A 13,174-nucleotide genomic window follows, 5' to 3' on the forward strand; every position below is an offset into this window, starting at 1 on the left:
ACATATTTGTAGAAATAGAACCAAAAGGTTTTTTGCCCCGTTAGGGGCTACACTTCTTGAATTAGTATAGATGCTGTCTTTTCATGGGCTATTACTCTCCAAAGAAGAGGGCTTTAAAATGCTTCTTAAAGTCTCCCCAAAGGGGGAGATTATTCACATTATTATATTATTTTTTGTGTTCATGATGGCTGTGCCGTTTAGAGGGGGCTTCTTATCACCCAACCAAACCAATACTTATTGGTTCATCTACTGCATCAGCCATAAATTCTTCTGCCTTTAGTACCATTTGTTCCGATCCGATGAAAATGGGGGTACGTTGGTGCAGCGAGGTAACTTCCAGCTCCAGGATGCGGGTTTTGCCGTCGGTGGCCCGCCCGCCGGCTTGTTCAATAATAAATGACATGGGGTTACATTCATAAACCAGGCGCAGTTTACCGCCCGGTGTGGCCGCTGTCACCGGGTAAATAAAAATACCACCCTTAATCATGCTGCGGTGCAAATCGGCAATCATAGAGCCAACGTATCGCGAACTGTAAGGACGATGGGTAGCCTCATCCTCTACCTGGCAATACTTGATATATGATTTTACACCTTGCGGAAAATGCACATAATAGCCCTCGTTAATGGAATATATATGGCCTGTTTTAGGGATCTGCATTTCAGGGTGCGACAGGCAAAATTCGCCTATAGAAGGGTCGAGTGTAAAGCCGTTAACACCTTTACCTGTTGTATAAACCAGCATGGTTGATGTGCCGTATATGATATACCCTGCAGCTACCTGCTTAACACCTCTTTGCAAAACATCCTCTAATGTTGCCCTGCCTTCGGTGCTTTGCCTGCGATAGATGGAAAAAATGGTGCCCACAGATACATTAACGTCAATATTAGAAGAGCCGTCAAGGGGGTCAATAGCAACAATGTACTTGGCATCTAATGATACATCGGTATCCAGCATTACAATCTCTTCATTTTCTTCGGATGCTACAATACAGCATTCGCCGCCGCTTTTCAGGGCCGATATAAATTGTTCGTTTGCATAAATATCAAGCTTTTGCTGATTTTCGCCTTGTATGTTTGTGCTGCCGGCCTGGCCCAGGATGTCCATCAATCCAGCCTTGTTCACCTCGCGGTTAACTATTTTGGCGGCAATGCCTATATCGCGCAGCAGTCTTGAAAGTTCGCCCTTTGCAAAAGGATGATCTGCCTGTTTTTCAATGATAAATTGTCCTAAAGTTTTGATAGGGGTCATGATCTTAGTGTATTTCGTACGTAATTATTTACTTTTGGTTTTTCACAAGATAATTATAAACAACACTAAAATTCGAAAAAATAGCACATTTTTCTTCGGTAACGTTTGCGCTTTTTACATAACCGTGTAACTGATGTGGTAAAATGGCACTATCGCTATATCTCAATCACCGGCATAGGCCCAAGCGCTTTCGTAAGCATTCAGGCGTTCGGTGTAATCAATAAAATCGGTATAAAAAGGCAGGCGGGTAAGGGTGGAGCTATCGCCAATAACTACCAGTTTCTTTTTAGCCCGGGTTAAGGCTACATTCATCCGCCGGATATCAGACAGAAAACCGATCTCGCCTTCATTATTGCTGCGTGTCATGCTGATATAAACTATATCACGTTCCTGGCCCTGAAAGCTATCCACGGTATTTACAGCTATGTAGTTATTATAGGCAAGCAGTTCGGGGTTATCAGCCAATTGTTCTTTCAGTATCCTGATCTGCTCTTTATAAGGAGCAATAATAGCAATGGTTGGGAAACTTTCAGGGTTATTCAAACTGCTGATCAGCCGGTTCAAATGCTTTAATAAAAATACGGCTTCGTCAGGGTTGGCCAAACTGGTGCCTTCCTGCTGCTCATCAAAACCACAGCCTGCGGTATCCACAAAGGAAATGGGCATATCACCCGGAAATAACAATGTATGGGCAACTGAAGCATGTGCCTTAAGTTTGTTCTGATAAAACACACCCGATGAAAAGCCCATGATGGCTTCGTGCATGCGGTACTGCTCATCCAATAATACAACAGCTTCGGGATGCAGGGCCACGCATTTTTCGAGCAGGGTAGTACTTAATCCGTTTTTGGCAGCCTCGGCCGATTTAATAGTAGGAGGTAATTGGCAATGGTCGCCAGCCAAAATTACCTTTTGTGCTTTTAATATGGGGATCCAGCAGGCTGGTTCCAGGGCCTGGCCAGCCTCGTCAATAACTACGGTATCAAACTTAACATCGCGTATGGTATAATGATTGGCGCCAACCAGTGTAGCGGTGATCACCTGGGCTTTGGCTACCAGGTCGTCAACAATATGTTGTTCGGTGGCGGCAACATCCTTCATAATCCGGTGTGCCTCCTGGAACAGGGCTTTACGCTGGTCACGTTCGGCCTTGCCAAAACTGCGCTTATATTTATGCGCCATGTCTTTGAATGCGCCGGCCTGCTTCTTAAGTTTCCGTACCTCTTTATTGTCCCGGTGTTCGGCCATTTTACTGTCGAGGGTTAGGGAAAATAACTTTTCAGATACGCGGGCCGGGTTACCTATGCGCAATACATTAAGGCCCTCATCAGTCAGTTTTTCCGTTAGCAAGTCAACCGCGGTATTGCTTGGGGCAACTACCAGTATTTGTTTTTTATTTTGATGTATGAGCGCTTTAATAGCCTGTACCAGTGTGGTTGTTTTACCGGTGCCCGGCGGCCCATGCACAATAGCCAGATCCTGCGCCGAAACTATTTTTTGAACCGCCGCCACCTGCGAAGTATTTAAATGGGGAATGGATACAGGAGATATGGTATTAAACGCGGGAGATTTTTCGCCGGTGAGGATATTAACCAAACGTCCTTCCTGTGGCTTATTATTTAGTGCCGATGCCTGTTTGATGGCATTCTGCATTTCGTCATAACTATTGTTGTCAAAAAGCAGGTCGATACCCAGTTTGCCATCCCGGCTCCAGTCGGGCAGTTCATCGGTATATAAGGTGATCTTCAGGCGGTCGCCGCTTTGGTAAGTGATAATGCCTTCCACGCGATCACTCTTAGGGGCATGGTTGGAGAATAAGGCCGCAGGTACGCCAAACCTGAACTGGTGCGACATATCCTTATGCGTGGTACGTTCTACTTCAAGGTTAATATAATCACCCCGGCCAGGCTCTGTACCTCTGATGGCAATAGGGTACCAGGCCAGGCCCTGCGTTCTCCTGTCTGCTGCAGCTGTATTTTCAGTTAATTTTAAGTAAGCGTTGCGATCCTCATCTTTTTCTTTATTAAGCAGATCAAGGAGTCTTTTAAAATAATCCATTAACTGCAAAGGTAATACGAATTTGCTTTTTGAGACTATAAGACTTTTGGACTATGGGATTTTGAGATAATAAGATGGGTGAAGTTTGATCAAAGAATTCCCCATTTAAATCCTTTAGTCTGATGTTCTCATCGTCCAAAAGTCCCCAACTCAGGTAACAATTTACTTACAATATTTAAAGAATTACAGATAAGTGTATTTAATACACAATAAATGCTAATATTGTAATAGCCAATTATTAAGCCGGTAGTATTTTATCATAGTGTTGTATTTTTTTACCGTTGTGTAAAAAGCCACGATAAAACAGCAGTTTTATGATGATGGATATATCGGTTGATGAATGAAAAATATCAACTAAATCTCACACCATGTCATTAAAATTAAAACTTACCTGTGTTTTATTGATCGGACTTAGCTTTTTACTGTATTCGTTTAAAAAGCCCGCTCCTGCAACCCGTATTTTAGTATTTTCAAAAACCCTGGGCTGGCACCATTCCTGTATCCCGTTTGGTATAGCGGCCATTCAAAAGCTGGGTAAAGAGAACGGCTTTGAGGTTGATACCACCACCAATGCCGATGATTTTAATGACGATAATTTAAAAAAATATCAGGCCGTGGTATTTAACTGTACTACAGGCAATGTGCTTAATGCCATACAGCAAGCCTCCTTTGAACGCTACATACAGGCAGGCGGTGGCTATGCAGGCGTACACTCGGCTGCCGATACGGAGTACGACTGGCCCTGGTATGGTAAATTGGTTGGGGCGTACTTTTCAAGCCATCCCAATAATTCAAACATCCGCAAGGCCACCGTTGATGTTACCGACAGAACAAACCCTATAACCGCGAACCTGCCTGCCCGGTGGGAGCGTACCGACGAATGGTATAACTATAAATCTATTTACAGCGGCATACATGTGTTAGCCAGTCTGGACGAGAATACCTATAACGGCGGCACCAACGGCGCCGACCATCCTATTACCTGGTACCATGAGTTTGATGGTGGCCGCTCATTTTATACCGGTTGCGGCCATACCGACGAAAGTTATAGTGACCCCCTGTTTTTAGGGCAGTTGCTGGGTGGTATTAAATATGCCATGGGTAATGGCAAGCCGCTTGATTACAGTAAGTCATACTCCAAAGTAGCGCCAGATCAAAGCCGCTTTGTAAAAACCGTATTGGTTAACAATATCGCATCGCCTATGGAGCTGGCTGTTGCTAAGGATGGTCGTGTGTTTTTTACCCAGCTGATGGGCAATTTTTCTGTGTATAATACCAAAACCAAACAGTTTAAGGTTATCCGTAAATTCCCCATTACCTATGAGGGCGGTACCGGGGTTATAGGCTTAACCCTCGACCCTAAATTTGAAACTAACCAGTTTGTTTACATTTATTATATGCCTGCCGGACAAACGGAAGAGCCGCTTAACTTTCAACTGTCACGCTTTAAGCTGAGTCCGCAAAACGTGCTTGACCTGGCATCCGAAAAAATATTACTCAAAGTTCCGGTTCAAAAAGTAAGCGGGGCGCACCATGGCGGTTCACTGGCCTGGGATAAAGAGGGCAACCTTTACCTGTCAACCGGCGATAGTTCAAGTCCGTTCCCATCTGATGGGTATGCACCATTGGATGAGCGCCCCGGACAGGAGCATTACAGTCTTGATGCGCAGCGCAGTGCCGGTAATACCAACGATTTTAAAGGCAAGATCTTAAGGATCCATCCCGAAGCCGACGGTACATATACCATCCCCGAAGGGAACCTCTTCCCTAAAGGAACTGCTAAAACAAAGCCCGAAATTTATGTAATGGGTTGCCGTAACCCTTATCGTATAGCGGTTAATCCTAAAACATCGGTATTGTACTGGGGCGAGATTGGCCCTGATGCCGGTAAAGATTCACCGCGCGGGCCACGCGGCTATGACGAATTTAACCAGGCCAAAAAAGCAGGCAACTTTGGCTGGCCCTATTTTGTAGGCAACAACTTCGCCTATTCGCATTGGGATTTTGTAACCGCTACCCCCGGTCCTAATTTTGATCCTAAAGCTCCCGTAAATAATTCGCCCAACAACACCGGCTTAAATGTATTGCCACCAGCCACACCGGCCATGATCTGGTACCCTTACGCCTCGTCTGACGAGTTTCCGGAACTGGGTATGGGCGGCAGGTGCGCCATCGGTGGTGATTTTTACGAGTATGATGCCAATGTTAAAAATCCTAATAAGTTTCCGGAGTACTATGACGGCGCGTTGTTTGTGGCCGATTGGATGCGTAATTGGGTGATTGACCTGAGGTTTGACGAAAAAGAGAATTACGTGCGCAACGAAGCTTTTATGCCTTCGGCAGGCGATTTCAGGCGGCCTATTGATATGGAGTTTGGATCAGATGGCGTATTTTATATGCTGGAGTACGGCTCGGTTTATGGTGCCCAAAACGAGGATGCACGCCTGGTGAAAATAGAATACAATACCGGTAACCGTGCGCCCATTGCCAAAGCAGGCATAACAGATACCGCTATGCAATCCCTGTATCAGCATACCAAATATTTAACTGCCGAACTTAAAACCATGCCGGTTAAAAAGGAGATAGCAGGGCAGGTACCGCTTACCGTAAGTGTTAACGGACAGGGTAGTAAAGATCTGGATGACGACGATAAAATAACCTACCAGTGGCTGTTTGACGGTAAAACGGTTGGAGCAACTACATCGTCGGCAAAATATACCTACACCAAACCGGGCACCTACAGAGCTATACTTAAAGTAACTGATAAGGCCGGATTGGTTGGCAAGGATACTATTATGGTAAAAGTGGGTAATACCGCGCCAATAGTTAAGATAGCCAGTGCCGATAATGAATCGTTTATATGGAAGGGTAAGCCATTTAAGTACAATGTAGTGGTTAAGGATAAGGAGGATAAAGTGATTGATCCTAAACGTGTAAAGCTTTTCTATATCTATAACCCGCAGCCATCTGCCGATAATAAAACCGTTAAGAACCTGGCAGCCTTATCTGCCACGGAGGTAAACTATCCGGGTAAAGCGCTGATGGCCGCCAGCGATTGCAAATCGTGCCATTTGATCAATAAAACCGCGGTAGGTCCAAGTTTTACGGCTATTGCAAACCGGTACAAAATTCAAAAGGGATCGACAGATAAATTATCAAAAAAGATCATCGCGGGCGGTGCCGGGAGCTGGGGAACGGAGCATGTAATGAGCGCCCACCCACAACTATCAAATGCAGATACCAAGGAAATTGTAAGGTATATTTTTTCACTTACTGATAAAAAGAACAAGGCTATACGTTTACCGCAGCATGGCGTCCTTAACCTTAAATTTAATGATGCCGAGCCACGTGGCGAGTACACCCTACTGGCATCATATACGGATAATGGGGGCAAAGTGGTTGGTCCGCTAACGGGTACCGATGTGGTTACTTTGCGCAATGCCAATGTAAAGGCGGTTTATGCCGATGAGTTAAAAGGTTTTAATCGTTTTAAGGATGATCTTTCGGCAGGGAACCATAAATCGTATGTCATGTTCAGAGATGTTGATCTGTCGGGTATTACAAAGTTTGCTTACCAGTACGCGTCAAAAGATGCTGCAGGCGAAATTGAGGTACGTATTGACTCACAGGCTGGTCCGGTGATCAGCTCGACGGCATACAGCGGAACCGGCGACTGGAAGAAACTGGCCTGGCTAACCGGTGAAGTACAGAAACCGGTAACCGGTAAGCACGATATTTACTTTTTTGCTATTAAACGCACCAAACCAAGCGATGGCATTATTAGTTTAAAAGATATTCAGTTTCAGTAATTAATAGTTGGGCAGGGGAATTGCGATTCCCCTTTGGAGAGCGTAATAGCCCATGAAAAGACAGCATCTATGCTAATTCAAGAGGTGTAGCCCCTAACGGGGCAAAAAACCTTTTGGTTTTATTTCTACAAATATGTAGTCCCTACGGGACATAGAGCAATAATTTAAGCTGCAAATGTGGCTGTATTTCATGTCCCGTAGGGACTACATATTTGTAGAAAATAATTGTAAAAATTTGGTGTGCCCCGTAGTGGGCTACCCTTCTGTCATATGATGGGCTATTGCTCTCTTGAGAGGGGAACTCATAGTTAATATAATTAAGTAACCTATAATCCTGTTTTTATGAAAAGATATTCGATTTTTTTTAGTGTTTGCATGGCTGTGGCCTTGGGACACACACAGGGGTTTGCCCAAAGCGGCAAGCCGCTTTTTACCAATGCTATAGGTGTGCAGGCGTACACTTTCCGCAGCAGTATGCCTAAAGCCACAGCAGCGGTTCTGGATACTATTAAATCCTTTGGCATAACCGAATTGGAAGGAGAGGGGCCCAAGGATATGCCCAAAGAGGAATTTAAAAAACTTTGCGACGAAAGGGGTATCAAAATACCATCAATAGGTGCAGGTTATGATGATATTGTTAAAGATCCTCAATCAGTTATTAAGCTGGCTAAAACATTGGGTGCATCATACGTCATGGTAGCCTGGATACCCCATAAAAAGGAATTTACTTTGGAAGATGCCAAAAAGGCCGCGGCTGATTTTAACCGTGTTGGCAAAATATTAAAGGAAAGCGGACTTACCTTTTGCTACCATAATCATGGGTATGAATTTGGTAAGTATGAGGATGGTACCCTGTTTGATTATATCGCCAAAAACACCGATCCTAAATATGTATCGTTCGAGATTGATATCCTGTGGTCGTTCCACGGCGGACAGGATCCGGCACAGCTGATCAATAAATACCCGTCGCGTATGAAATTGATGCACCTGAAAGACATCAGGAAAGGCGTTGCTAACGACCTTACCGGCGGCACTGATACCAAAAATGATGTAGCATTAGGTACCGGGCAGATCAATATCCCCGAGGTATTAAAGGCGGCAAAAAAAGCGGGCATTAAACATTATTTTATTGAGGATGAAAGTCCGTCATACAGTACCCAGATACCGCTAACCATTGCTTATATCAAGAGTTTAACTTATTAAAAACGTTTCATGGCTGATAATTCATTAAACAGAAGGCAGGTGTTAAAAACTTTAGGTTTGGCGGCAGGGGCCGCTGCTTTGGGTGGTCCCGCGGGAGCGGCAATTAAGGTTGATAAAAACGATCATGGTTTTGTGTACTCCTTAAACATGAGCACCATACGGGGCCATAACCTTGGCTTTATAAAGGAGCTTGAAGTAGCTGCCAAAGCCGGTTATACCGCTGTGGAGATATGGATAGATACCCTGCAAACCTATCTTAAAAATGGTGGCTCAATAACCGAGGCTAAAAAGATCATTGATGGTTTGGGCATCAGGGTGGAGAACGCCATTGGCTTTGCACAGTGGATTGTTGACGATGATGCCATACGTAAACAAGGGCTTACCCAGCTACAGGCCGAAATGGAAATGCTGGCCAAAATTGGCTGCCATAGAATAGCCGCTCCGCCGGCAGGAGCTACAAAATCGGAGGTTATTAACCTGGATACGGTTACGGAGCGCTATAACACCATCCTTAAAATGGGCCGCGAAACCGGTGTGATACCTCAACTGGAAATGTGGGGAGGATCGGCAAATTTAAAACACATAAGCCAGGTATTGTATGTAGTAACCCAATGCGGGCACCCCGACGCGCGGATGTTGCTGGATGTATTTCATGTATATAAAGGGCAATCGGCGGTGGAGAGTCTGCAGTTTGTGGGCAAACAGGCATTAGAGATATTTCATGTTAATGATTATCCCGCAGGTATCAGTCCTGAACAAATATCTGAGCCCGACAGGGTGTATGTTGGCGATGGGGTAGCCCCTGTAAAACGTATTTTACAATTGGTTAAAAATCCCGACAGGCCGCTTATTATATCGTGCGAAGTATTTAATAAAAGTTATTACGCGCAGGATGCCCTGCTGGTGGCAAAAACCGCGCTTAGCAAAATGAAGGCTATAGCGGCGAAGGTTTAGTACCCTAACCCCCAGAGAATAATAGCCCATCAATAACAGTTGGGTTATTTGGTAGATYAGATTCCCTCCTTGGGGAGGGGCGCGGTGGTTTGTGTAATGGCAGGGAGGGGTTTATTCGTGATGTAGGTCGCATAAACCCCTCCCTACACCCTCCCGTCGGGAGGGAATCGCACAGGCCAACACTTTAAAATTTAATCCTGTTTTATCATGGGCTATTACTCTGAAGGGGAATGAACCCAAACGCTCCTAACTGTGGAGAAATTCTTGTACTGTTCGAGGCCTTTACTTTACTTTTCTTCCTCCCCACATTTGGGGATATATAAATAAATTTACCCATATTTTTTATTCTATATTTGCGTCGCTTTTGGTTCCCTGAGCATTTATTTGTTTAGGGATTAAAAGGGAATTCGGTGTAATTCCGGAACTGTCCCGCAGCTGTAAGCTCCGTTAACCGCTATCCATTCTTTAGCCACTGTTCGCCTTGGGCGGATGGGAAGGCCGGATAAGCAGGGAGTAAGTCAGAAGACCTGCCATTGCATTATAAGTATTCATAGCTTTCGGGGATTGAAGCTGGAATGAGGATACCTCACGTGTGTTGTATTTCCATTTGTTATACCCTGTTTGCTGTTTGTTTAATTTTTTTACGAACAGAAAATATTGCAACGCCTGTACAAATATTTGTGCCTTCTATTGGTGTCGGCTTGCCTTGTAGCAATACAAGGCTCACTTTGCGGCAATTTAATGGCGCAAAATGCCGATACCATCCGCTCATCATCAAAAGATACTTTAAGAAACCATCATCTTAAAGAGGTTTCTGTGCGTGCAGGCAGGATCTCATCGCGCAATACATCGGCCACGCCGCTACAGGTATTAAAAGGCGCCGAGTTAGAAAAACTAAACAGCTTTTCTGTAGCCGATGCTATCCGCTTTTTTTCGGGGGTACAATTAAAAGATTACGGTGGTATTGGTGGCCTTAAAACCATTAACGTGCGTAGTCTGGGCAGTAACCACGTAGCCGTTTTTTATGATGGGGTTGAGTTTGGGAACTCGCAGAACGGGCAGGTTGATCTTGGCAAGTTCTCGCTTGACAATATTGAAGAGATAGCTTTATATAATGCACAAAAAGGCACCATATTTCAATCGGCAAAAGGTTTTTCGGCGGGAAGTGCCATTTACCTTACTTCCAGGCAACCCCGGTTTGAGCCCGGCAGCAGCTCAACCGGGAAAGTCAGTTTTAAAACAGGTTCATCCGGACTGTTAAATCCTTCGTTCTTTTGGCAATATAAGCTGAGCGATAATGTTTACAGCACCTTTAGTACAGAGCTTGTGCATGCCAACGGGCGCTATAAGTTCAGGTACACTAATGGGGTTTATGATACAACCGCGGTAAGGCAAAACGGAGATATCGACGCGCAACGCGTAGAGGCCGGTTTAAATGGCAAGCTCAAAGACAGCAGCAAATGGGCGGTTAAGGGATATTTATACAACTCAGAACGCGGATTGCCCGCTGCCATAGTATCCAACAAATTTGATTCGCATGAGCGGCTGTGGGACAGGGATGTGTTTGTTCAGTCGTCATACAATAAAAAATTCAGTGATCGGTATAGCTTAATGCTAAGTGGCAAGTATGCCAATACCTACAGCCATTACGTAAACCCTGATATTACTACTACCACGGGTTTGCTCAATGATCGATATTATGAGAACGAGCTCTACTTTTCTGTTGCCAACAAATTGCGGATCAACAAATTCTGGGATGTTGCCTTAGCTGCCGATTACCAGTGGAATACGCTGCACATCACAGAAAATGACTCGGCCAAATATGGTTTTGCACCTCCGGTACGCAATACCCTGCTAACCGCGCTGGCTTCTGAGCTGCATTTTAAACGCCTTAATGTGCAGGTAAATTTACTGGGCACCTTTGTTAACGATAAGGTTTCGATAGAAAGTAATTCTGACAAAAAGAAGGAATATACACCCGCGCTGCTGCTTTCCTGGCAACCAACTGAAAACCCCGACTTCAGGATACGCGGGTTTTATAAAAGTATTTTCAGGCTGCCAACCTTTAATGATCTGTACTACACTTTTGTAGGCTACGCCGCAGTAAAGCCCGAATTTAATAAACAGTATGATGTAGGGTTTACCTATAATAAAACCCTGCACCAGCAAACGCTGGTATATTTTGCGCTGCAGGCTGATGCTTATTACAACCAGGTGAGGGACAAGATCGTAGCTGTTCCGGGTGCTGACCTGGGCAGATGGTCGATTATTAATTTAGGCAAGGTTCATATTAAAGGAATAGACATTAACGCGCAGGCAACCTGGCAAATATTACATGATGTATTTGTTAATACGGGCATCGCCTACACTTACCAAAAGGCTGTAGATGTAACCGATAAAAACGATTTTAACTATAATCAACAGATCCCATATACCCCGGTTAACAGCGGCTCTGTGTTGATAGCGGCCGAATGGCGCAAGCTGACATTTACCTACAGTTATATATATACTGGCGAAAGGTATAATCAAAAAGCTAATGAACTGGCAAACTACATGCCGCCCTGGTACACTCATGATGCAGGGCTTACCTATACAACCAGGTACAACAAGCATAGGCTAAAACTTACCGCCGAGGTAAATAACCTGCTTAACCAGTACTATGATGTAGTATACAATTTCCCGTTGCCGGGGCGCAATTACCGGTTCACTATAAGTTCAACTTTTTAAACCTATGAAAAACATAAATTATATTATCAAATGCTTGTTGTTGGGATGCCTGATCCTGATTTACAGCTCATGCCGCAAGGCATCCCAACCAATACCTGAAGAGGTTAAAACACTGCTGCCTGCTGATCCTGCAAGTGTGGTAAAAGGTTTTTACCTGCTTAACGAGGGTAATATGAACATGAATAAAGCTTCGCTTGATTACCTGGATTATACTACGGGCGAGTACCGCCGGAATATCTATAACCAAACCAACCCCGAGGTAACCAAAGGTTTGGGCGATGTGGGCAATGATATTGGCATATATGGCTCAAAAGTTTACGTGGTGGTTAATGTATCAAACAAAGTAGAGATCCTGAATGCGCGTACAGGTAAGCGTATATCAGTTATCACCATAGCTAATTGCCGTTACGTTACTTTCCATAATGGTAAAGCTTATGTGAGCGCCTATCTGGGTAAAGTGGGCGACCCCAATGCCCCAAATGGCGCGGTTGATGAAATTGATACCGCGAGTTTACAGATCACCCGTAAAGTTACCGTTGGCCGGCAGCCCGAAGAAATGGCTATAGTGGGCGAAAAGTTGTACGTAGCCAACTCGGGCGGATACAGTCCCCCGAATTATGAACGTACCGTTTCGGTGGTTGATCTGGCCACATTTACCGAACTGAAACGCATAGACGTAGCCATTAACCTTGACCGTGTAAAAGCCGACAAGTATGGCGATATCTATGTAACCTCAAGGGGCGATTATTATAAGATCCCATCCAAACTGTTTGTGATCGATACAAAAACCGACCAGGTTAAAAAGGAATTTGATTTTGGTGTGAGCAACCTGTGGATAGATGATGACATAGCCTACATGTATAGTTATGAATTTAGCTATATAACCGGTGGAAATGTAACAACCTACTCCATGCTTAACGTGAAGGACGAAACCGTTATTAACCGCAAATTTATTACCGACGGAACCGAAACACAGATCAAAGTACCCTATGGTATCGCCGTAAATCCTATTACAAAAGAGGTATTGGTTACCGATGCCAAAGATTATGTAACCCCCGGAACGCTATACTGCTTTGATGTTAACGGGAAGAAAAAATGGTCGGTAACAGCGGGCGATATCCCCGCGCATTTTGCATTTGCTTATTAAACACTTTATATAAAAATAGAAACTAAT

The 13,174-nt window shown here is 44.4% G+C and carries 7 protein-coding genes and 1 riboswitch; of the genes, 5 read left to right on the plus strand and 2 right to left on the minus strand.

The window, feature by feature from the left end:
- Positions 1–214: 214 nt before the first annotated feature.
- Positions 215–1,249, minus strand: coding sequence for a class 1 fructose-bisphosphatase (gene fbp / locus AC1DRQ_RS04985; protein WP_429397019.1), 1,035 nt, complete (start codon positions 1,247–1,249; stop codon positions 215–217).
- A gap of 162 nt (positions 1,250–1,411) precedes the next feature.
- Entirely contained in the window at positions 1,412–3,307 is a 1,896-nt protein-coding gene (locus AC1DRQ_RS04990) for an AAA domain-containing protein (RefSeq protein ID WP_477422578.1), read from the minus strand.
- Positions 3,308–3,675: 368 nt separating this feature from the next.
- On the opposite strand from AC1DRQ_RS04990, the gene AC1DRQ_RS04995 reads away from it, so the two are divergent.
- From AC1DRQ_RS04995 to AC1DRQ_RS05015, 5 genes are all read left to right on the plus strand, one after another.
- Complete coding sequence (locus AC1DRQ_RS04995; protein WP_477422580.1) at positions 3,676–7,116, plus strand: ThuA domain-containing protein; 3,441 nt, start codon at positions 3,676–3,678, stop codon at positions 7,114–7,116.
- Positions 7,117–7,458: 342 nt separating this feature from the next.
- Positions 7,459–8,319, plus strand: coding sequence for a sugar phosphate isomerase/epimerase family protein (locus tag AC1DRQ_RS05000; RefSeq protein WP_477422581.1), 861 nt, complete (start codon positions 7,459–7,461; stop codon positions 8,317–8,319).
- A 9-nt stretch (positions 8,320–8,328) separates the two neighbouring features.
- Positions 8,329–9,273: a sugar phosphate isomerase/epimerase family protein gene (locus tag AC1DRQ_RS05005; RefSeq protein ID WP_477422583.1), complete on the plus strand. Its 945-nt coding sequence runs from the start codon at positions 8,329–8,331 to the stop codon at positions 9,271–9,273.
- A 348-nt stretch (positions 9,274–9,621) separates the two neighbouring features.
- Positions 9,622–9,822, plus strand: a riboswitch (cobalamin riboswitch).
- Positions 9,823–9,966: 144 nt separating this feature from the next.
- Entirely contained in the window at positions 9,967–12,000 is a 2,034-nt protein-coding gene (locus tag AC1DRQ_RS05010; protein ID WP_477422585.1) for a TonB-dependent receptor, read from the plus strand.
- 4 nt (positions 12,001–12,004) lie between these two features.
- Positions 12,005–13,147: a YncE family protein gene (locus AC1DRQ_RS05015; protein ID WP_477422586.1), complete on the plus strand. Its 1,143-nt coding sequence runs from the start codon at positions 12,005–12,007 to the stop codon at positions 13,145–13,147.
- Positions 13,148–13,174 lie beyond the last annotated feature (27 nt).

Source organism: Mucilaginibacter sp. P4_E8 (assembly GCF_056401495.1).